Source organism: Streptomyces europaeiscabiei, from assembly GCF_036346855.1.
Taxonomy (GTDB): Bacteria; Actinomycetota; Actinomycetes; order Streptomycetales; family Streptomycetaceae; genus Streptomyces; species Streptomyces europaeiscabiei.
In genome coordinates this window covers 8,035,601-8,058,112 of record NZ_CP107841.1, presented here as the reverse complement: position 1 = coordinate 8,058,112, position 22,512 = coordinate 8,035,601, and the positions used below count along the sequence as shown (strand labels likewise).

Below are 22,512 nucleotides of genomic sequence, written 5' to 3'. Positions count from 1 at the left end.
TGAAGGGGCGCGGGGAACTGCGCGACCAGCCACGACGACGGGAAGGGCGACCGACGGCCCTCCCGGCACCGCCAGCGGAGCGTCACGGTTCCATCCGGCGCCCGCCCCGGAAGCGGGGTCTGAAGGTGGGGCGGGCGCCGGACAGGCTCAGCGGGCCGGAGTGACTACTCCAGACCGGCGGACTTGCACGCCTTGGCGTACTCGGCGGTGCAGATGTCGGCGACCGTGTACAGGCCGTCCTTCACCACCGTGTCCTTGATGTTCTCCTTGGTCACCGAGACCGGGGTCAGCAGCTTCGCCTGGACCTTGTCGCCGGAGCCGCTGGTCACCTCGGTGTCGGCCAGGGACTTGATGTCCTTGCCCTCCAGCAGGTTGACCGCCAGCTCGGCGGCCGTGTCGGCCTCCGGCTTGTAGGCCTTGTAGACCGTGGAGGACTGCGTGCCGGCGACGATCCGCTGGATGGCCGCAAGCTCTGCGTCCTGACCGGTCAGCGGGATGTTGCTGATCTTCGCACCCTTGAGGGTGTTGGCGATGCCACCGGCCATGCCGTCGTTGGCGGCGTAGACGCCCGCGATGTTCTTGGCGCCCAGCTGGGTGATCGCCGCGGACATCTTCTCGGCGGCGACGGTGTCCTTCCAGAGGCCGGACTGCTCGTAGGCGATGTCGACCTTGCCGTCGAGGGCCTTGTGCGCGCCCTCCTTGAACTGACCGGCGTTCGGGTCGGCGTCGTCGCCGTTGATCATGACGACCTTGGCCTTGGGGGTCGCCTTGTCGCCGAGGGCGTCGAGGAGCGCCTGGCCCTGCAGCTCGCCGACCTTGACGTTGTCGAAGGAGACGTAGGCCGAGACCGGGCCCTGAGCGAGACGGTCGTAGGCGACGACCTTGACGCCCTTGTCCACCGCGGCCTGGATGGAGGACTTGATGGCGGCGGAGTCCTGGGCGGAGACGACGATGACCTTGACGCCCTTGGTCACCATGGTGCTCATCTGCTGAGCCTGCTTGTTCGGGTCGGCCGCGGCGTTCGCGTACTGGACGTCGCAGTCGTCGCAGAGTTCCTTGACCTTGGCCTCGAAGTAAGGCTTGTCGAACTTCTCGTAGCGCGCGGTGACCGAGTCGGGCAGGAGCAGACCGATCGACTTGCTGTCCGAGCCGTTGTCGCTGCCGCTGTCCGAGTCCTTGTCGTCGCCGGCCTTGCCACAGGCGGCCACGGACAGCGCCAGCGAGATCGCGGTGGCGCCGATCGCGACTCTACGCATCGTTGCGTTCATTTGGGTTGTGCCTCCCTGACACGGGCCGCAGCACTGCGGCCGAGGTGGCTGGAAGTCAACTCGGCCACACGTGCGACGTCAAGAAGTAAATCCTTAACGGGTTGGCAACGGCGTGTTTCGTTCTCTAAGTGAAGGCAGGGGTTGCTGCGGAGAGGGTTCCGTCCAAAAGGGTCGAATCACCCATCTCGCTGAGGGCCAGGGCCAGGGCCCCGAGGACCTCGGCACGGCCGCCAAGTGCCCCTGGCAGCACTGAGAGTTGACGTGCGGCACTCGGGATCGCGTACCGGCCGACCGACTCCCTTATGGGACCGAGCACCAGCTCCCCGGCCTCGGCGAGATCGCCACCGAGGACCACACGGCTCGGGTTCAACAGATTGCAGAGATTGGCGACTCCACTTCCGATGTGTCGGCCGACGTCGGCGATCACCCGACGGCAGCCCGGGTCCCCGTCCCTCGCCAACCGTACGACCCCTTCCATGGTCAGGTCGGTGCCGTGACTGGACTGGAGGAGCGGGAGCACATAGCGCGCGGCCGCGAAGGTCTCCAGGCAGCCGCGGTTGCCGCAGCGGCAGACAGGACCGGATTCATCAAGAGTAATATGCCCGATTTCTCCCGCCGTGCCACCCGGGCCCCTGTAGATCTTGCCATCGATCACCAGCCCGGCACCAACACCACTGGACACCTTGATGTACGCCAGGTCCCGAACCCCCCGGCCACTGCCCCAGACCAGCTCACCGAGGGCGCCGAGGTTGGCGTCGTTGTCCACGTGCACCGTCACACCGAGGCGGTCGCGCATCTCGGCGGCGGGCTTGGTGCCGGTCCAGCCCGGCAGAATGGCGGTGGAGCCGAGCGACCCCGACTCCACGTCGATCGGTCCCGGCACGCCGAGACCCACACCCGCGATCTTCGTAGGATCCACACCGATGGCCTCGATCAACCGGGTGACCAGCTGCTCCGCCCGGTCGAACCCCTGGGTCGAGGAGGCGTCCACGTCCAGCGGCTCGGCCTCCTCGGCGAGCACCTGATGGGCGAGATTCCCTATCGCGACGCGCAAATGCGTGTGCCCGAAGTCCACGCCGATCACGATCCCGGCGTCACCGCTGAGCGAGACCGCGCGCGCCCGGCGGCCGCCCGCCGACGTGGGCGTGACCTCGACGGTTCCACCGTCCTTCAGCTCGCGCACGATGTTGGAGACCGTGGCCGCGGACAGGCCGGTCGTCCTGGCGATCTCCGCCTGAGTGAGCGACCCGGCCAGCCGCACCGCCCGTACGACGCGCTCGAGATTTGCTCGGTGCAGCGACGACTGCGATCCCGGAGTCTCCATCGACTCATCCACTCCCGTCCCAGGCTGGGCGGCCCGCACGCCGCCCGTGACCCAGGTCACAGCAGCGGAACCGGGTCACTTACAAGTTGTGAACTCCAAGCTCCGCTGAACGGGTTACCGCAGTCAAGTCCTTGACGGAAACTGAGACCACCGAATGACCACTAAATGTCACTCTGCGGCTACTTGAGGTCCCGGAACGGGTCACTCGGGGGACCGGGGTGGGGCCGTGTCGGTCGGCCCCACCGCGCTACTTCAGCGCTCCGGCGGTCAGCCCCTGCACGACCTGCCGCTGGAACACGATGTACGCGGCCAGCACTGGAAGCATCGCCATCACCAGGCCGGCGAAAAGTCCGGACCAGTCGCCCTTGTATCCCTGGCTGACGGCCAGCTGGACCAAACCCTGGGTGAGGACGCGCTTGTCCGGGTCGGTGTTGAGGACCGTAGGGAGCATGTACTGGTTCCACTGGCCGAGGAAGTTGAAGATGCCGACGCTGATCAGGCCCGGCTTGGCCATCGGCATCATGATCTGGAAGAACGTCCTCGTGTGGGAGGCGCCGTCCACGAAGGCCGCCTCCGCCACCGACGTCGGCAGCGTGCGGAAGAACGCCGTCAGGAAGAACACCGTGAAGGGCAGCGAATACGCGATGTAGACCAGGATCAGACCGTGGATCGTGTTCAGCAGGCCCATGTTGTTCACGACGTAGAACAGCGGCACCAGCGCCAGCATGATCGGGAAGCTCATCCCGCCGATGAACAGGAAGTAGATGAACCGGTTGCCCGGGAAGTCGAAGCGGGCCAGAACGTACGCCGCCATCGAACCGAACACCAGGGTGCCGATGAGCGACCCCCCCACCACCAGGATGGTGTTGAGGAAGTAGTCGCTCATGTTGGCTTCGGTCCAGGCTCGCGACCAGTTGTCGAAGTGCAGCTCGTCCGGCAGCGACCAGGGTGAGGAGAAGATGGAGCGGTCGTCCTTGAAGGATGTCATCACCGCCCACAGCAACGGCATCACGACCATGATCGCCCAGATGATCAGGATCGCGTGCGAGAAGACGTTGAGGGTGACGCCCTCCTTCTTCTCGCTGCGGCGCGGCCCGGCCGTGCCGTCGACCTTGACGACGGGCGCACCGGACTCGGCCGGTACGGGGGCGGGGGTCTCGGTCGTCTTCATCAGCTCAGTACTCCAGCCGCTCGCGTCGGCCCAGCCGCATCACGACGGCGGCGAAGGCCAGCGTGACGACGAGCAGGGCGACGCCGATCGTAGTGGCGTAGGCGGCCTGCCCGTCGCGGAACGCCTTCTGGTACACGTAGAGGACCATGACGGTGGTCGAGTAGTCCGGGCCTCCGGGCCCGGTCGTCATGATCTGCACGACCGCGAACGACTCCGCGCCGAGGGCGAGGATGCCCACGTAGATCCAGCCGGACTGCACTGTGTCCCACAGCAAGGGCAGGGTGATCCGGAAGAAGGTGGTGGCGCGGCTCGCCCCGTCGAGCAGCGCGGCCTCGTACATCTCCGTCGGGATGGAGGCCATGCCCGCCGAGAAGAGGACCACGAAGAAACCGACCGTGGACCAGACGAGGACCGCCATCACCGCCCACAGGGCGAGGTCGGGGTCGCCCAGCCACAGCGGCTGGATGCTGTCGAGCCCGATGCCGCGCAGGATCGAGTTGATCGCGCCGCTGTCGGGGTTGTACGCGAAGGCGAACAACAACGCCACGATCGCGATCGAGAGCACCTGCGGAAAGAAATAGACGATCTTGTAGAAGGACGAGCCGCGAACACCTGTGACGACCGGACCGCCCCTCCGGTGGCGTCCCCCCACATTGATCATGAAGGCGAAGAACAACGCGAGACCGATCGTGATAACCGGCAGCACCAGCGCAAACAGAAGACTGTGCTGCAAGGACTTCCAGAAGATCGCGTCGTCGAGCATCCGCTCGTAATTTCCGAAACCGACCATCTTGAATTCGGGGCTCAGCCCGGTCCAGTCCGTGAACGAGTAATAGATGGACTGGATGAACGGCCAGACGACGAAAAGTGCGTATAGCCCGAGGGGCACTGCCAGAAACCCCATGATGAACCGGTACTTGCCGTGCTGCATTACCACCGACCCCGATCTGCGCGCGGACCCAGCCGCCAGGGCCCGTCCGGGCTGTACGCCACGGACAGGCCCTGATGACGATTCCTCACTGGTGCTTGTAGTGCTTGATCGACGAGTCCTTGGCCGCCGCGTCGGCAAAGCCCTGGATCTTCTTGATTGCCTCGGCCGGGGTGAGTCGGCCGGCCATCATCTCGCCGAGCCCCGCCACACCGATCTGTTCCTTCTGCAACTGCACGTACCAGTCCTGGATGCGTGGGTTCACCACGTTGTCGCCGGCCAGTTCCAGGGCCGCAACCCCGGACTTAAGACCGGGAGTGAGGGTGATGCCGTCGGTGCCGCCGTTGTACGCGGTCAGCGACTTGACCTTGCTGGTGAAGTTCTTGGAGGACGCCTCGCTGAGCATGATGCGCAGCTGCTCCATGCCGCCCGCACCGTTCGTCGCCTTGGCCGGGACGATGAAGGGCTCGCCACCGGAGGCCCAGATGGTGCCGAAGGGCATCTTGTCCGAGCTGTCGATACCGGTGGGCGCGGAGACGGCCAGATCGAAGTCGGCCGGGATGACCTTCGCGGACTCGTTCTCCACCCAGGAGCCGTTCGGGATGAACAGCGCCTTGCCCTCGGCCCAGGCGGTCTGCGACTGGATGTGGTCCAGACCGGGGGTGCCCTGGAGGATGTAGCCCTTCGCGTAGAGCTCGTAGTAGGCATCGAAGCAGGCCTTGACCGCCGGATGCTTCCAGGCGTTCGGCTCCAGGTTGTCGATCGAGTCGAGGACCTCTCGACCGCCCACCTTGCCGATCATCGGGTAGAGGGAGAAGGGGATGTAGTACGGGTACTTGCCCGCGTACGTCCAGCCCGCCATGTCCTTCTTCTTGGCCTTCTCGCAGACCGCGAGCATCTGGTCCCAGGTCTCGGGGTACTCCTCGTCGAGCGAGTCCAGGGCTTTTTGGGAGTACCAGACGCCGTACACCGTGTAGGCGTAGTACATGATCCAGACGGGGTCGCCGTCGAACTGGCCCATCTCCACGATCCCTGGGCGCAGGGTGTCGCGGACCTTCTTGTCCGGGTCGTCATAGGACGGGGCGTCGAGGAGCGGGGTGAGGTCGGCGAGCTGCTTCTTGCCGACCAGGACGCCCATGTCCATCTGCTCGGCGCCCGAGTTGTCGATCAGGTCCGGCGGCGTGCCCTGGTTGAAGCGGGGCTGGAGCGTGGACTGGATCTTCTGGGTGGCGGAGAACTTCACGCTCGCCTTGGGGAAGTTCTTCTCGTAGATCTTCACGGCGTCCTCGGCGTACTCCTTGCCGAAGCCGCCGTCGAAGAGGACGAACTCCATCCGCGTGCCCTCGTTGACACCCAGGGGGTTCTTCGCCGTTTTCTCGCCCGCCTCGGCTTTCTCCTCGCCGCCTCCGCCACTGCTGGCGCACGCGGACAGGAAGCTCATCGTCGGGACGGTGATCAGGCCGAGCGCGGCGGAACGCTTGATCAGATCGCGGCGGCCGACACCTTCGGGGGTGGTGCTGCCGACGCCCTCGGGGCCGTTGTTCTCAGCGGTAGTGGATCCCATCAGATCTCCTTCGAGGGGACCACCGGCTTTGGCCGGTGGAGGAATCGAAGGCCCCTTCGGGGCGGCCTGGCGTCAACCGGGGCAGCTACCTCACACGTACGCGTGAGGTCCAGGGACCAGAAGGTTCATCTACAGACAGCGCCTATATATTCACGATGTGGTAGCGAGGAGGAAGATTCGCCGGTTATCCGGCGGTGTGTGCGACCTCGGGCTGCATGTGGTGTGGTGCCCGAAGTACCGCCGTCCGGTTCTCGGTGGACGGGTCGCGGCACGTCTGGACGAGCTGATCCGGCAGAAGGCCGACGAACGGGAATGGGAGATCGTGGCACTCGAGGTGATGCCTGACCACGTCCACCTGTTCGTCAAGCACGACCCGAAGTCGTCGGCCTCGTATGTCGCCAACCAGCTCAAGGGGTTCACTTCCCGCGTGCTGCGCGAGGAGTTCCCGCACCTTCGCTCGAAGCTTCCGACGCTGTGGTCGTCGTCGTACTTCGCTGCCTCGGTCGGCGCGATCAGCGCCGAGACGGTACAGCGGTACATCGACAGCCAGTGGGAACGCCCCCGGAAGAAGGGGGAGGGCTCATGATCCGCGCGTACAAGTTCCTGCTGCGCCCCACGGTCCGTCAGATGGTCGCGCTGAGCGAGATGCTGCGGGATCACTGCTCGCTCTACAACGGCGCGCTTCAGGAACGCCGGGACGCCTACCGGCACGCATCGAGGACGAGCATCAAGTACGGGGAACAGTCGGCGCAACTGAAGGCGATCCGAGCGTTCGACCCCGGGCGCCAGGGGCGTTGGTCGTTCTCGTCCCAGCAGGCCACCCTGCGCCGCCTGGACAAAGCGTTCACCGCATTCTTCCGGCGCGTGAAGAGCGGCAGAACGCCCGGGTACCCGCGGTTCAAGGGGGTCGGGCACTTCGACACTGCCATCTTCCCGAAGGACGGTGATGGCTGCCGCTGGGACTCCACTCCGCACGATCCGCAGACCCGCGTCCGGTTGCAGGGTGTCGGGCACGTCCGGGTACACCAGCACCGGCCTGTCAAGGGCCGAGTGAAGACGATCGCGGTCAAGCGCGAGGGCAACCGCTGGTACATCGTCCTTTCCTGTGATGACGTGCCCTCCGAGCCCCTGCCCGCCACGGGCGCGGTCGTCGGCATCGACATGGGCACCACGCACTTCCTGACCACCTCCGGCGGCCGGCACGTCGCCAACCCCAAGTTCCTCGACCAAGGGGCCGAGGAGCTGGCCGAAGCGCAGCAGTACCTCTCCACCTTTCCCCGGCGGACGAAGCACCGCACCAAGTGCCACCGTGCCGCGGCCCGCCACGTGGCCAAGCTGCACGCGAAGATCCGCCGACAGCGTGCCGACTTCCACCACAAGACCGCTCGTGCCCTCGTACGGGACCACGACGCGATCGCGCACGAACGGCTCAACACGGCGGGCATGACCCGCACGCCCAGGCCCAAGCCCGACCCAGAAGCGCCCGGCTCCTTCCTCCCTAACGGCGCCGCCGCCAAAGCGGGCCTGAACCGCAGCATCCTCGACGCGGGTTGGGGACAGTTCCTTTCGATCTTGGCGAACAAGGCTGAAAGCGCCAGTCGTACCGTGATCGAAGTAACCGCCCGCAACACCTCCCGCACCTGCCTGTCCTGCAGCCACGTCGCGAAGGAGAACCGCGCTTCGCAAGCCAGGTTCGAATGCGTCAGATGCGGGTTCGCGGCCAACGCAGATCTCGTCGGCGCAACGAACGTCCTCACCCGGGCCGGGCTGGTCCGCTGCGACGTGGCCTAGCCACTGCCGCAGGAAGCCCGCGCGTTTGCGCATGGGTGGAGTCACGCTCAAGTCCTCGCCTCCTCCACTCCAGGACTCAGGCGGTGAACCGGATCCTCCCGGCACCGCGGTCGGTTCAAACTGGGGTCGTGCGTGAGGATTCAACAGGGCCAATACGGCGGTCGGTGCGCGGACACGTCCGCGACCACCGGTAATTCCCCCCAGGTAGCGCCTGCCCGCAGCTGTGCGACGACTATGCGGACGCCGACAGGTATAGTCCACTTCCCGCCAGAGGGGCAAGATCGAATGCAAGGTTCACCATCGGTCTTTTCCGAGTTGAGACCTCTCGGAAATATGAGCGCCCCTGCGCCACCTGACCGGAAAATTCCCGCCATTCGACCCGGATGGCGCACTCAACACCCTTGACATCACTCGTCACTTCAACCCCTACTGGTCCCTGCGTTAAGCGGTCGACAACGTTGTCCTCTTTCGATCATTTCTTGATCGAAAACTGTCTGCTGGACGTAGGGAGGGTGCTCGCCGATGCGGCACGGACGGGGTTCCACGGCGGCGCTGGGCGCCGCCGCGTTCGCTCTGGTGGTGGCCTCGCAGGGGGCGGCCGTCGCGTTACCGGACCGACCGGCGGCCGGGGAGCGGGAGTTCAGCTCCTCGTTCGAACCGGACGACCCGGCTCCGGACTGGCTCAGCACGGTCGACACGGCACCGGACGGCTCCGCGCGGGCCTCCGGTGTCGACGGCGGGTACACCACCGGCATCCCGGGCAACATCACCGACCACGTCACCGACGTCCGGGCCAGCGGCGAGAACGCGAGCGGCGGGGAGGTGAAGGAGAACCTCGTCGACGGCGAGTCCGGCACCAAGTGGCTCACCTTCCAGCCCACCGGCTGGGCCGAGTTCGACCTCGACAGGCCGGCCAAGGTGGTGACCTACGCGCTGACCTCGGCGAACGACTTCGAGACCCGCGACCCGAAGGACTGGGCCCTCCAGGGCTCCACCGACGGCAAGGAGTGGAGGACCCTGGACACCCGCTCCGGCGAGAGCTTCGAGGGGCGGTTCCGGACGAAGTCGTACGACATTCCCGGCGACCTGACGGCCGAGTACCGGCACCTCCGCCTCGACATCACCCGGAACAACGGCGCCTCGATGATCACCCAGCTCGCCGATGTGCAGTTCTCCACGGGTGGCGGGCAGGCACCCGCGCCGAAGGAGATGCTGTCGCTGGTCGACCGGGGCCCGAGCGGCTCGGCGACCGCGAAGGCCGGCGCGGGCTTCACCGGCAAGCGGGCCCTCAGGTACGCGGGCCGGCACACGGCGGGCGGCCGGGCATACTCGTACAACAAGGTCTTCGACGTGAACGTGGCCGTCGAGCGGAACACCGAGCTGGCGTACCGGATCTTCCCGTCGATGGCGGACGGCGATCTGGACTACGCCGCCACGAACGTCTCGGTCGACCTGGTCTTCACCGACGGCACCTCCCTCAGCGGTCTGCGGGCGGTGGACAGCCATGGATTCCCGCTGTCGCCGCGCGGACAGGGTGCGGCGAAGGTGCTGTACGTCAACCAGTGGAACGACGTGGTCTCACGCATCGGCTCGGTCGCCGCAGGCCGGACCGTGGACCGGATCGTGGTGGCCTACGACTCCCCGAAGGGCCCGGCGAGGTTCCGCGGCTGGCTCGACGACGTGACACTGCGGGTGCATGCGCCCGAGCGGCCGAAGACGCATCTTTCCGACTACGCGGTGACCACCAGGGGAACGAATTCCAGCGGCGGTTTCTCCCGCGGCAACAATTTCCCCGCGACGGCGGTGCCCCATGGCTTCAACTTCTGGACGCCGGTGACCAACGCGGGCTCGCTGAGCTGGCTGTACGACTACGCACGGGCCAACAACGCGGACAACCTGCCGACCGTCCAGGCGCTCAGCGCTAGTCATGAGCCGAGCCCCTGGATGGGCGACCGGCAGACCTTCCAGGTGATGCCCTCCGCCGCCACCGGCACCCCCGAACTGAGCCGCACGGCAAGGGCGCTGCCCTTCCGGCACGAGAACGAGACGGCCCGCCCGTACTACTACGGGGTGCGCTTCGAGAACGGCGTCAAGGCCGAGATGGCACCGACCGACCACGCGGCGGTGCTGCGCTTCACCTACCCCGGGGACGACGCGAGCGTCCTCTTCGACAACGTGACGGACCAGGCGGGCCTGACCCTGGACAAGGACGCCGGGGTCGTCACGGGCTTCTCGGATGTGAAGTCGGGGCTCTCGACGGGCGCGACCCGACTCTTCGTGTACGGGGTCTTCGACGCACCGGTCACGGACGGCGGCTCGACCGGTGTGAAGGGCCACCTCCGCTTCGACGCGGGCGAGGACCGAGTGGTGACGCTCCGCCTGGCCACCTCCCTCATCGGCCTCGGCCAGGCGAAGGAGAACCTGCGCCAGGAGATCCCGGACGGCACGTCCTTCGAGACGGTGAAGGACCGGGCGCGAACGCAGTGGGACCGCCTGTTGGGGAAGGTGGAGGTCGAGGGTGCGACCCCCGACCGGCTCACCACGCTGTACTCCAGCCTCTACCGGCTGTATCTGTACCCCAACTCAGGCTTCGAGAAGGTCGGTTCGACGTACAAGTACGCCTCGCCCTTCTCCCCCATGACCGGCCAGGACACCCCGACCCACACCGGCGCGAAGATCGTCGACGGCAAGGTGTACGTCAACAACGGCTTCTGGGACACCTACCGGACGACCTGGCCCGCGTACTCGCTCCTGACGCCCCATCAGGCGGGTGCGATGGTCGACGGTTTCGTGCAGCAGTACAAGGACGGCGGCTGGACCTCCCGCTGGTCCTCCCCCGGCTACGCGGACCTGATGACCGGCACCTCGTCGGACGTGGCGTTCGCGGACGCGTATGTGAAGGGCGTCGGCTTCGACGCGAAGTCGGCGTACGAGGCGGCCCTGAAGAACGCCACGGTCGTGCCGCCCTCAGCGGGCGTCGGCCGCAAGGGTATGGCCACCTCGCCCTTCCTCGGCTATACCGGCACCGACACCCACGAGGGCCTGTCCTGGGCCCTGGAGGGCTACCTCAACGACTACGGCATCGCCCGGATGGGCCGGGCCCTGTACCGGAAGACGGGTGAGAAGCACTACGAGGAGGAGTCCGCCTACTTCCTCAACAGGGCCCAGAACTATGTGCAGTTGTTCGACAAGGAGGCCGGGTTCTTCCAGGGCCGCGACGGCGACGGGGCCTGGCGGCTCGACTCCGCGAAGTACGACCCCCGCGTATGGGGCCACGACTACACGGAGACCAACGGCTGGGGCTATGCCTTCACCGCACCGCAGGACAGCAAGGGCCTGGCCAACCTGTACGGCGGTCGCGCCGGACTGGCGGGGAAGCTGGACACCTACTTCTCCACCCCGGAGACGGCCTCCCCCGACTTCGTCGGCTCCTACGGCGGAGTCATCCACGAGATGACCGAGGCCCGTGACGTCCGCATGGGCATGTACGGCCACTCCAACCAGGTCGCCCACCACGCGATCTACATGTACGACGCCGCCGGTCAGCCCTGGAAGGCCCAGGAGAAGGTCCGCGAGGTGCTCTCCCGCCTCTACGCCGGCAGCGCCATCGGCCAGGGCTACCACGGCGACGAGGACAACGGCGAGCAGTCCGCCTGGTACCTGTTCTCCGCGCTCGGCTTCTACCCGCTGGTGATGGGCAGCGGCGAATACGCCGTCGGCTCCCCGCTGTTCACCAAGGCGACCGTCCATCTGGAGAACGGCAGGGACCTGGTGGTCGAGGCCCCGGAGAACAGCGCGAGGAACGTGTACGTGCAGGGCCTCAAGGTCAACGGCAAGGCATGGACGTCGACCTCACTGCCTCACTCGGTCATCTCCCAGGGCGGCGTGCTGACGTTCGACATGGGCCCGAAGCCGTCCCGTTGGGGCACGGGCGAGAGCGCGGCCCCGGTGTCGATCACGAAGAACGGCAAGGTGCCGGCACCCCGCTCGGACGCCATCGAGGGCGACGGCGAACTCTTCGACGACACGTCGTCGACGAAGGCGTCCGTGGAGACGCTGCCCCTGCCGGTTCCCGCCCGGACCAGGGCGGTTCAGTACACGCTGACGTCCGCCGACCGCAGCGGGGCCCCGACCGGCTGGACCCTCCAGGGCTCCACCGACGGCACCACCTGGCAGACCCTGGACAAGCGCTCCGGTGAGTCCTTCACCTGGGACCGCCAGACCCGCGCCTTCTCGATCCCCGTCCCGAAGGCGTACGACCACCACCGACTGGTCCTCGACGGCGCGGCGACACTCGCGGAGGTGGAACTGCTGTCCTGACCTCGGAACGAAGACCCGTACCCGGCACCCGGCACCCGGCGGTCCATGACCGCCGGGTGCCCCGGGCGTGGCTCGCCAGGTACCCGGGGCGTGGCTCGCCGGGTGCCTCGGTGCGGACGGGTGCTGTGACCTACTCGACCCGGACCGGCTTGACTTGGTTGCCCGCAGAAACGATAGAGTCTTGTCCAGACCACTCGACAACGTTGTCCTGTCACTTGGTCCCCTCAGCCGCACTTCCCCGCGCCCGGTCTCCCCCGTACCGGGTCGCGGCTCGCGGACCGGGTGGGCACGCACCGCCTGCCCACCCGGTCCGCCCCGAGCTCAACACCGGCCCCCGCACAGGGCTGGTCGTGCGGACCGGCCGGTGCTGCGAGTCGCACTGGTTCTGCAGATCGGGCCCGTTCCGCGGATCTGGTCCGTTCCGCGGATCTGGTCCGTTCCGCGGATCTGGTCCGTTCCGCGTATCTGGTACCGCCTCAGCCCACCCGGCAGGGCAGTGTCGTCGCGGGATCACCTCCCGACCCCTGCACCACATAGCCGAACGTGGCGGTTTCGCCGGGATCCAGCTCCCCGTTCCAGTTGGCGTTGTGCACCATCACGTTCTGTCCGCTGTAGGTCGCGCTGCCGCTCCAGAGGCTGTCGACCTTCTGCCCGGTCGGCAGGGTCCAGTTGACCATCCAGCCGAGCATCGGCACGTCGCCGGTGTTGGTGACGACGACCTCGGACTGATAGCCGCCGGTCCAGCTGCCCGTCGTACGACGAGTCGCGGCGCACTCGCCCGGTACCGGCTCGGTGGGGTTGCCGGGCTCCTTGATGCCGGTCACCTCACCGTTGCCGCCGTCGAAGACGACGTCGGAGCAGGAGTAGAAGGTCTCCTGGCTGTCGGAGCGCTGCCACACCATGTAGACGAGGTGGCGGCCCGACTTGTTCGCGGGGAGCTGGCCCCGCCAGGAGTAGTTGGCCTCGACCGTGCCCGGACTGCCGTTCAGCGGCGGGTGGTCGACACTCAGGAACGGCTGCGCCTCCAAGTCGTTCCAGGTGAGCGTCTTCGTCGGGTCGAAGCCGTCCTTGGTGATGTAGACGTAGAACCAACCCGGGTGCGCCGCCCACGCGTTGTACGAGAAGTCGACGGTCGCGCCTGAGGTCAGATGCGTCAACGGCCAGTCGGCGCTCGGGGTGTTGAACCCGGTGAAGTTGGTGTTGCCGCCGCTGCACAGCTGGCCGTCCGGGACGAAGCCTCGGGTGCGGCCGGCGCCGTCCGAGCGGAGCACCGAGAACCAGTTGTAGAACGGGGTCGTCCCGCTCACCTGGTGTGCGGAGCGACAGGCCGGGTTGACCGGCTTGATCTCCCCGGTGTCGGTCAGCCCGTCCTGCCAGCACAGGAAGGTGCGGCTGCCGGGCTTCATCGGAGTGCCGTGCGCCTCCGCCTTGCCGCTGCCGGCCGCGACGACCAGGCCGAGCGCCGGGATCGTGGTCACGAGGGCGAGCAGAACGAGCAGGAGTGCGCTGTGGCGCCGGGGCAGCCTTAATCGTAAATCTGTCACGTGCATGACAAACGCTCCTTGCGTGTACGGCTTGGAGGTGGGGGAACGTGCGCGTGCCGATGCGGAAGGTGCCTGGGTGCGGATGAATGGTGCGGGTGGGAGCGGGCCCGGGGGGGGTGACGGGTTCCGGTCCGCCACACCCATATGGGAGCGCTCCCACCCCACCTACTTCGGAAGCTAGCGCGGAGCGCCGCGCTTGTAAACGGCTGACGCGTACCGATGCGCGGGGGCCGCACCCCGGTGGGTGCGGCCCCCGCTGTGACGGAACACGCTCGTACACCGCAAGCACCGCCGTACGGGACGACCCTGCGGGTCGAAGCTGAGCGAAACCTGAAGCCGAACGAGCCGGGCCGGGGAGCCGGGGCAGGGACAGCTACCCGACCGTGCACACCAGGAGCCGCGCGTCGGTGGTGCCGATCAGGAGCCGGCCGGGCCCGGTCACGGTCGACGCGGTCGGCACGACGGGTAGCGACGCGACCGTCAGGTGCTGTCGCCGGCGCACCGTACCGTCATGTTAGATCGAGCCCGCCGAGCTCGCCGTCGTCGTAGGTGACGTACACGGTCTCGGTGTCGGCATCGAGGGTGGTGGCCTTCCGATCCGTCCGAAAGACCCAGGCCGGTTGCAGGTCATCGTGGCGTGGACACCGACCGGTGCGATACGGCCGAACTCCTGCATGCTCGCCACCGCCCCGCACGCGCCCGCCACCGCCGGCAGGCGGTGATCCTCGTCGCGGACGGCGAGGATGGGATCGCCGATCTCGGCGAAGGGACGGTCGCCGAGGATACGGTCGATGCGGAAACGGGTCGTCATGCCGATGATTTTCTCCAGGGACGTTCGGCCTGCCGGCGGACGGTGGTGAGCAGACTGCGGGTGAGTCTCGCGTGCGTGCCGGTGCCCAGGACGAGTAGCCGGTAGAGGCCGCCGGCCGGGCCCGGGAAGGCGGCCCTGGTTTCGGCGCGGAGGCGGACACGGCCCGGCTCCGCCTCGTCGAGGCGGAAGGTCCAGGTGTACGAGGAGAAGCGGTGGCGGCCCAGGAGGGTCAGTTCCCGGGCCGGGATCACGGTCGCCGTCCGGAAGCCGGGGAACGTCGTCGTGCCCTCGACGGGCGGGCGCGGTCCGGCCGCCGTGTGGTCGGCACAGCCCACGAGCTTGGCGTAACGGACCACGGCGGGGCGCGAGAAGGCCCAGTCGAGCGCCTCGGCCAGGGCCCACCAGACCTCACCGGCATGCGCCTCGACGAGGATCGTCTGCTCGTCGACGAACGGGAGCGGGGCAGTGCGCCGCATCGGTGCATCCATGAGTGCGAGTCTTCGCCCTGCGGCCTCCCTACCGCCAGATGCTGTGGGGCGATGTTCGTGACACCTGCTCGCGTCGGCCCGGCTCACCCGCTCGGCAGCCGCTTCCGCATGGCTTCCGCCGCGTCGCCGACCTCCTGGAGCCGGTCCGCGGTGAGGCTGCGCAGCTCCCAGATGAGTTCGGCGATTCCGGTGACGTCGGGCGTCGGGTTCGGGTTCGGGTTCGGGTTCGGGTTCGGGTTCGGGTTCGGGTTCGGGGAGGCGGTGGGCAGGGGGATCCCGGTCAGCGCGGCGAGATCGGCGGCGGGCACGTCGAGCAGAGCGGCGTGGTCCGCCAGGAGGTCGGGGGTCAACGGCTTGAGGCCACTGCCCACTTGACCGTAGGTGGCGGCGGACCAGTATCGGCCCGTGACCACCAGGAACATGTGGGCGGTGGCCGACAGGCCGAGGTTCCGGTTCCGGATCATGCGCATGAGGAGGGCGCCGGGACCCGGAGGATACTGCTGGCGCCGAGGCGGTTCCGGGACGGGTCGTGTGCGGCCCTGCCGGGGCAGGGACGCCACAAGTCGGCGTAGCGCGGTCCTCCCCTCGGGCGGGAGGAGGACGGCGTCCCGGATCAGGGAGGGAAGCCGCCGTCCGGCCGTCGCGTCCAGCGGGGCGAGGTCGTCGGGGATGCAGACGCCCGCGATCGCGAAGACGTCCGCCGTGTGGAGGCCGAGGGCGGGCGCGAGCCGCCGCAGAAGGAGCGGGCTCGGCACTTCACCGTGAAGCACGGCCACCAGTTCGGGCTCGGGCACGCAAGCGCGCCGGGGCAGGGCCGCCGGGTCCAGGCCCCTGCGGTCCAGCAGCCGTCGCAACAGCGGACCGAAATTCTCCTCCCCCACCATCGGGCCAGGCCAGCCGAGCGGTCACAACGGGATCGACGGCACCGACCGGGCGGAGGGGACGGAGGGCGCCGAGACCGTGTCGATGGTCGGGAGTTCCGTGGTGCCGGTCGGGGGGAGTTCGATGGTGAACTCGGTGCGGCCCGGCTCGCTGGTGACGTCGAGGCGGCCACCGTGGGCGGAGACGATCGCGGCGACGATGGCCAGGCCCAGGCCGGAGCCGCCCGCGTGGGGGGTGGCGCGGGCGCGGGAGGCGTCGGCGCGGGTGAAACGTTCGAAGACGGCGGGGAGGAGGGCCGGCGGGATGCCGGGGCCGTCGTCGCGCACGCGGATCACACAGAGGTCGGCGGTGCTCTCCACGGATGCCGTGACCGTCGTGCCCACGGGTGTGTGCACACGGGCGTTGGCCAACAGGTTGGCCACCACCTGGTGCAGGCGCGCCTCGTCGCCGGTGACCAGGGCCGGCGCGTCCAGGAGCAGCGCGAGCTGCCAGTTGTGGTCCTCGCCCGCCGCCCGCGCGTCCCACACCGCCTCCGCCACGAGGGCCGCGAGGTCCACCTCGGCGGACTCCAGGGGGCGGCCGTCGTCCAGCCGGGCCAGGAGCAGCAGGTCCTCGACCAGGCCCGTCATCCGGGCCGACTCGGCCGATACGCGCCGCCACGCCAGCGTCGGCTCGATCCGGTCGGTCCCCCGGTTCATCAGCTCCGCGTACCCGGCGATGGAGGCCAGCGGCGTACGGAGTTCGTGGCTGGCGTCGGCCAGGAAGCGGCGCATGCGTTCCTCGCTGCGCTGCCGCTGGGCGAGGGAGGCCTCGACGTGGTCGATCATGCGATTGAGGGCGGCGCCGACCTGGCCTGCCTCGCTGCCGGGGTCCGTGTCGCGGTCGGGCACCCGGGTCAGGCCGGTGACCTCACCCCGGTCCAGCGGGGAGCGGGAGACCTCGACGGCGGTGGCGGCGACCCGGCCGAGGGGGCGCAGCTGGCGACGGATGACGACCGCGCAGACACAGGCCGCCACGGTGAGTCCGACGCCCGCGACCAGCGCCTCCACCACCACCAGACCGCCGATCATGTCCTGGACGTCGTCCATGGGCAGGCCCGTCAGGACGTGCAGCCCGTCCTCGCTGAGGGCGGTGATCCGGTAGGTGCCGAGGCCAGGCACGGTCCGGGTGTGCGTGGAGCCGTCGGCCGCGATGCCGTCGAGGGCGGCCCGCTGCTCGGCGCCGAGGGTCTCCGGGTCGCCGCTCGCGTCGACGACCTCGGCGGAGGTGATGTTCCCGGCGCCGTCGAGCCGCGCGGCGAGCGTGCCGACGGCCTGGCCCTGCTCCCTGAGGAACGTCAGGTCGGTGTGGTTGCGGGGGCCGACGCCCACCCCGCCCAGGCTGCGCTCGGCGGCGTCGGTGACCCGCTCGTCGAGGGCGCCGAGCAGCGAGGCACGCTGCGCGACGACCGTGGCCAGCGTCATCGCGGCGCACACCGCGACCAGCGTGGCGGAGATGGAGAGAAGCAGGCGGGTACGGAGGGAACGGCTCCGCAAGGGCCGCCGGATTCCGCTTGGCAGGGCCCGCGTGGCGACGCTCCGCAGGGCCCGCGTGGCGACGCTCCGCAGTGCCCGTCGGGTTCCGCTCCCCAAGGCCCGCCGGGTTCCGCTCTCATAGGTCCGCGAACGCGTCGTCATCTTCCGTCCTCCCCCGCCCGGATCGCGTATCCGAGTCCGCGCACCGTGTGGATCATCGGCGCCCTGCCCTTGTCGATCTTTCGGCGGAGGCTGGAGATGTAGACCTCCACCAGGTTGCCGCCACCGTCGAAGGAGCTGCTCCACACGTGGTCCAGGATCTGGGCCTTGCTCAGCACCTGGCGCGGGTGGCCGAGCAGCAGGCCGAGCAGGTCGAACTCCTTGGCGGTGAGCCGCACCGGCGTACCGGCGCGGCGCACCTCGCGCGTCCGAGTACTGAACACGAGGTCACCGAGCACGAGGTCACCGTCGTCCGACGACCTGGTCTCCTCGACGCCGGACCGGCGCAGCAGGCCGCGCAGCCGCAGGACGACCTCCTCCAGGGAGAACGGCTTGGTCACGTAGTCGTCGGCGCCCGCCGCGAGTCCGTCGATACGGTGTTCCAGCCCGTCCCTGGCGGTGAGCATGAGGACGGGCAGCCTCGGGTTCTCGTAGCGCAGCCGTCGCAGCACCTGGAGGCCGTCGAGGTCGGGCAGCATCCCGTCGAGGACGACGGCGTGCGGGGCGCAGCCGCGCGCGACCCGCAGCGCGCTGTGTCCGTCGGCCGCCGGGTAGGCGCGCCAGCCCGCCTCCGTGACGGCCACGGACAGCAGTTCGGTGAGTCCGGGTTCGTCGTCGACGATGAGGACACGAACTCGCCCGGTTCGGGTCGCGGAGGTGCCAGCCATGTCCTGATCCTGTCCCGGTCGCCTGAGGGAACCCTGTGTTCCGGCTGAGCCGGAGCCGTGCGACCTGGTCGGCGGGCGCGGACGGCACCGCGACGGAATCCGGCGCGAGTCGCCCGGTCGGCCGCCAACTGCCGTGACCGAAGCGGGCGTTGGCACGGACCGGCCACAGGAATCCCTTGAGCCTCTCCCGGCGCGCCGCCCACGCTGATCACTGGCCTTCCGCCCACCAGGCCGGAAGCGTTCGTCAGCGTTCAGGGGAGGACGCACAACCCATGCGAAGACTCCACACCCTCGGGGCCGTGGCAGGAGCGGCAGGTCTGCTCGCGGCGGCGATCACGCCCGCGACCGCCGGCCCCGGAAGCGAAAGTGACAGCGGCTCGGCCTCCGGCGGCGGGAACACCGGCGCCGCGAGACCGTCCACGACCCAGGCCGTCACCCTCATCACCGGCGACACCGTCTCGCTCACCGCCGGCCCGGACGGCAGGTACGCCGTCGACGTGCGGCGCGGTACCGGCCGCGAGGCCGCCACGTTCCTGTCGAGCGAACGCGACGGCGAGGTCAGCGTCCTGCCGGCGGACGCCATCCCGCTGGTGCGGGCGGGCCGCCTCGACCCGGCCCTCTTCAACGTCACCCGGCTGGCGAAGCAGGGCTACACCGACGAGAAGACCGGCTCGACCCCCCTGATCGCGACGTACGCGAAAGGCCGTGCCACGCCCGAAGGCGCCCGCCGCACGCTCGCGTTGCCCGGGATCGGCGGCGCGGCGCTGAGCGCCGAGAAGTCGACCGCGTTCTGGGCGGACATCGCCCCCGCGCTCGGCACGGAATCCACCACGAAGGCCGCGCGAAGGCTCGGCGAGGGCATCGACAAGATCTGGCTGGACGCCCAGGTGGAGGTGTCCCTGGAGACCAGCGTCCCGCAGATCGGCGCACCCGAGGTGTGGCGGTCGGGCCACGACGGCAAGGGTGTGAAGGTCGCGGTCCTGGACACGGGCGTGGACACCGGGCACCCGGACCTCGCGGGCAGGATCGCCGAGTCGCGGACCTTCGTCCCGGACCAGGCGGTGCAGGACGGTCACGGACACGGCACCCATGTGGCGTCCACGATCGCCGGCTCCGGCGCGGCCTCGGACGGCAGGCGCAAGGGTGTGGCGCCCGGCGCGGAGCTGCTGGTCGGCAAGGTGCTGAACAATGCGGGCAAGGGCCAGTCCTCGTGGATCATCGCGGGCATGGAGTGGGCGGCGAACTCCGGCGCGCCGATCGTCTCGATGTCGCTGGGCGGTACGGCGACGGGCCCCTCCGACGTGCTCAGTGAGACCGTCGACGAGCTCTCCGCCTCCACCGGCACCCTCTTCGTCATCGCGTCGGGCAACGCGGGTCCTGGCGAGCAGACCGTGGGCACCCCGGGCATCGCCGACTCGGCGCTCACCGTGGGCGCGGTCGACAAGTCGGACCGGCTGGCGTCGTTCTCCGGCCGCGGCCCGCGCCCCGGTGACTTCGCGGTCAAGCCGGAGATCACCGCGCCGGGCGTGGGCATCACGGCGGCCCGGGCCGCCGGCACCACCATGGGTACGCCGGTCGACGACGACTACACGACGGCGAACGGTACGTCGATGGCGACCCCGCATGTCGCGGGCGCCGCGGCACTGGTCGCGCAGGCACATCCCAACTGGACCGGCCGGCAGATCAAGGAAGCCCTGGCCAGCACGGCGAGGACGAACACCGACGACTCCGTGTTCGAGCAGGGCGACGGGCGGGTCGACGCCGTACGGGCCGTCGGGCAGAACATCTTCGCGACCCCGACGCTGAGCTTCGGCAAGTTCGAGGACGGCGACACCGGGGTCACCACCAAGGACATCACGTACACCAACACCACCGACAAAGCGGTGGAGTTGAAGATCGCCTCCTCGCTCGCCGACCTCACCGTGGGCGCCGGCACGCTGACCGTGCCCGCGCGGGGCACCGCCACGGTCCCGGTCGGCGTCGACCCCGCGCCGGCGAGCGAGGGCAGGTACGCGGGCCACATCACAGCGACCGCCGACGGTGTCCACGTCACCACGGGTGTCGGCTTCGAGAAGGCCCCGAAGACGTACGACCTCAAGGTCTCGCTCCTGGGCCGTGACGGCAGGCCGCCCACCGGCGGGTCGATCTACACGCTCATGGAGCTGAACGGCGCCGTCCCCGACGAGTACGGCTTCCTCGGCACCGGCTGGACCTGGCAGGTTCCGGCCGGCACCTACTCGGTCTCCACCTGGATCCCGGACCGGGACGCGGGTGGTCTGGCCGTCGGCACCTCGGTCGTCGCCAACCCCGAGATCAAGGTGGGCAAGGACACCGAGGTCGTCCTCGACGCCCGCAAGGCGGTGGAGATCAAGCCGGAGACGAAGGAGGACTCCGAGTTCCAGGGCTTCAGCACCAACGTGCACCGCGAGGGGCCGGGCAACGCCTGGGGGCTCACCTACAGCCAGGGCTTCTGGACCGACCACCTCTATGTGACGCCGACCGAGCAGGTCACCGAGGGCACCCTGGAGTTCTCCGCCAAGTTCCGTCTGTACGCCAAGGAGTTGACGGCGAGCGTCACCAGCCCGCGGAAGACCCCGCTGTCCTCGCTCTACTACTCCCAGACGTACGAGGACTTCCCGCTGCGGATCAGCGGTGACCACAAGGTCCGGGCGGTGGACGCGGGCGGCGGAACCAAGGACGACTTCGCGGGGCTCGACGTCAAGGGCAAGGTGGCGGTGGTCGCGCTCGGCCCCACCGAACGGGCACAGAACGCTCTGGACAACGCGACCGAGGCCGGTGCGGGTTACCTCATCGCGTACCGCAGGACGCCCGGCTTCTGGATCGAGGCCGTGGACCGCGCCACCAATGTCCCGCTGATGATCGCCACCGGCGAGGAGGGTGCCGCGCTCACCGGTCTGCTGCGGACCGGCGAGAAGGTCACACTGAAGCTGAGCGGCACGCCGGACAGTCCGTACGTCTACAACCTGCTCGCCGCGCAGAGCGGCGCCATCTCCGCGGACCAGACGTACCGCATGGACAGCTCCAACACGGTGAAGCGGAAGGCCCGTTACCACGGGGCCACGGACGGCGAGATCGGCGCGGACGCCCTGTACACCTACCGCCCCTGGCAGCTCTTCGGTATCGAGAACAGCATGTACATGCGGCTGGGCACGGACCGCGACGAGTACTACTACGTCGACCCCGACACCCGCACCTGGCACGTCGTCTATCCGAACTGGAACACGTTCAGGGGCCAGTGGAGCCCGCTGCGGACCTTCGGGGAGGCGGCCACGGAACCCACCGAGAACTGGCTGCGCCAGGTCGTCCGTCCAGGAACCAGCGAGGAGTACGGTCTCTCCGAACGCACCGGCGACCGGCTCACCTTCTCCGTGGCGGAGTTGAGCGACTCCACGCCGGGTCACTACGGATACGTCGACGGTACCGACACCACCGCGAAGGGCAGGCTCTACGCGGACGGAAAGCTGGTTGGCGACTCGACGCTCGGCGGGTACGGCACCTTCGACGTGGCGGCGGAGAAGGCCTCGTACCGCTTCGAGCTGGACGTGCGGCGCCGGGCGGCCTGGGCCACGTACTCGACGAGCACGCACACCGAGTGGACCTTCGCCTCGGCGCACACCGACACCGGGACGGCGCTGCCGCTGCTCACCGTCGGCATCGCGCCGAAGGGCCTCGACCTCCTCAACCGGGCCAAGAGCGGCCGGGAGCTGAAGGTAGACCTGCCGCTCGCGAACCAGCTGGGCGGTGTGAAGGCGAGCAGCTTGGAGGCCTGGGTCTCCTACGACGACGGCACGTCCTGGCAGGAGGTGAAGGTCAAGAGCGGCAAGGCACGGTTCGAGCCGCCGAAGGGCGCCGAGTCGGTGTCGCTGCGGGTGCGGGCCGCCGACCGTGACGGCAACGGGATCGACCAGACCGTGCTGCGGGCGTTCGGCCTGAAGTAGGCGCGACCCGAAGCAGGCGCCGCCCGGCACCTGTTGCCCAGCCTTAACAGAGTTCGTCTAC

At 68.8% G+C, this 22,512-nt stretch carries 15 protein-coding genes; 4 read left to right on the top strand and 11 right to left on the bottom strand.

The window, feature by feature from the left end; all coding sequences use genetic code 11:
- Window positions 1-164 precede the first annotated feature (164 nt).
- From OG858_RS35105 to ngcE, 5 genes are all read right to left on the bottom strand, one after another.
- Window positions 165-1,256, bottom strand: a complete 1,092-nt coding sequence (locus tag OG858_RS35105) for a sugar ABC transporter substrate-binding protein (protein ID WP_086748712.1) — start codon at window positions 1,254-1,256, stop codon at window positions 165-167.
- Between the two features lie 136 nt (window positions 1,257-1,392).
- A complete protein-coding gene (locus OG858_RS35100; RefSeq protein ID WP_086748713.1) occupies window positions 1,393-2,592 on the bottom strand; it encodes an ROK family transcriptional regulator in 1,200 nt (399 codons plus the stop codon).
- A gap of 247 nt (window positions 2,593-2,839) precedes the next feature.
- On the bottom strand, window positions 2,840-3,763 hold the full coding sequence (locus OG858_RS35095) for a carbohydrate ABC transporter permease (RefSeq protein ID WP_086748714.1): 924 nt from the start codon (window positions 3,761-3,763) through the stop codon (window positions 2,840-2,842).
- 4 nt (window positions 3,764-3,767) lie between these two features.
- A complete protein-coding gene (locus OG858_RS35090) occupies window positions 3,768-4,694 on the bottom strand; it encodes a carbohydrate ABC transporter permease (RefSeq protein ID WP_086748715.1) in 927 nt (308 codons plus the stop codon).
- 85 nt (window positions 4,695-4,779) lie between these two features.
- Window positions 4,780-6,255: an N-acetylglucosamine/diacetylchitobiose ABC transporter substrate-binding protein gene (gene ngcE / locus OG858_RS35085; protein ID WP_319064419.1), complete on the bottom strand. Its 1,476-nt coding sequence runs from the start codon at window positions 6,253-6,255 to the stop codon at window positions 4,780-4,782.
- Between the two features lie 175 nt (window positions 6,256-6,430).
- Between ngcE and tnpA the strand changes: the two genes are divergently transcribed.
- The 3 genes from tnpA to OG858_RS35070 all read left to right on the top strand — a co-directional run bounded on the left by tnpA (window position 6,431) and on the right by OG858_RS35070 (window position 12,366).
- Complete coding sequence (tnpA, locus tag OG858_RS35080) at window positions 6,431-6,841, top strand: IS200/IS605 family transposase (RefSeq protein ID WP_107482336.1); 411 nt, start codon at window positions 6,431-6,433, stop codon at window positions 6,839-6,841.
- Window positions 6,838-8,046 carry an RNA-guided endonuclease InsQ/TnpB family protein gene (locus OG858_RS35075; protein ID WP_086748718.1) on the top strand — a complete coding sequence of 403 codons (1,209 nt, stop codon included), beginning with the start codon at window positions 6,838-6,840 and terminating at the stop codon, window positions 8,044-8,046. Before tnpA ends, OG858_RS35075 begins: the two co-directional genes overlap by 4 nt.
- A 522-nt stretch (window positions 8,047-8,568) precedes the next feature.
- Complete coding sequence (locus OG858_RS35070; protein ID WP_328544077.1) at window positions 8,569-12,366, top strand: GH92 family glycosyl hydrolase; 3,798 nt, start codon at window positions 8,569-8,571, stop codon at window positions 12,364-12,366.
- 476 nt (window positions 12,367-12,842) lie between these two features.
- Here the strand turns inward: OG858_RS35070 and OG858_RS35065 are convergent, their stop codons facing one another.
- The 6 genes from OG858_RS35065 to OG858_RS35040 all read right to left on the bottom strand — a co-directional run bounded on the left by OG858_RS35065 (window position 12,843) and on the right by OG858_RS35040 (window position 18,492).
- Window positions 12,843-13,916 (bottom strand): lytic polysaccharide monooxygenase auxiliary activity family 9 protein, encoded by a 1,074-nt coding sequence (locus OG858_RS35065; protein ID WP_319263845.1) that lies wholly within the window; start codon window positions 13,914-13,916, stop codon window positions 12,843-12,845.
- Between the two features lie 508 nt (window positions 13,917-14,424).
- Entirely contained in the window at window positions 14,425-14,721 is a 297-nt protein-coding gene (locus OG858_RS35060) for a hypothetical protein (RefSeq protein WP_319263847.1), read from the bottom strand.
- On the bottom strand, window positions 14,718-15,197 hold the full coding sequence (locus OG858_RS35055) for a hypothetical protein (protein WP_086748721.1): 480 nt from the start codon (window positions 15,195-15,197) through the stop codon (window positions 14,718-14,720). The genes OG858_RS35060 and OG858_RS35055 overlap by 4 nt, the downstream gene beginning before the upstream one ends.
- Before the next feature lie 95 nt (window positions 15,198-15,292).
- Window positions 15,293-16,093 (bottom strand): hypothetical protein, encoded by an 801-nt coding sequence (locus OG858_RS35050; RefSeq protein ID WP_328544078.1) that lies wholly within the window; start codon window positions 16,091-16,093, stop codon window positions 15,293-15,295.
- 21 nt (window positions 16,094-16,114) lie between these two features.
- Window positions 16,115-17,554 carry a sensor histidine kinase gene (locus tag OG858_RS35045; protein ID WP_306300442.1) on the bottom strand — a complete coding sequence of 480 codons (1,440 nt, stop codon included), beginning with the start codon at window positions 17,552-17,554 and terminating at the stop codon, window positions 16,115-16,117.
- A 209-nt stretch (window positions 17,555-17,763) separates the two neighbouring features.
- Window positions 17,764-18,492 carry a response regulator transcription factor gene (locus OG858_RS35040; RefSeq protein ID WP_086753688.1) on the bottom strand — a complete coding sequence of 243 codons (729 nt, stop codon included), beginning with the start codon at window positions 18,490-18,492 and terminating at the stop codon, window positions 17,764-17,766.
- 272 nt (window positions 18,493-18,764) lie between these two features.
- Here OG858_RS35040 and OG858_RS35035 point away from each other — a divergent pair, with 272 nt between their 5' ends.
- Window positions 18,765-22,451, top strand: coding sequence for a S8 family serine peptidase (locus OG858_RS35035; RefSeq protein WP_328544079.1), 3,687 nt, complete (start codon window positions 18,765-18,767; stop codon window positions 22,449-22,451).
- Window positions 22,452-22,512: the final 61 nt, after the last annotated feature.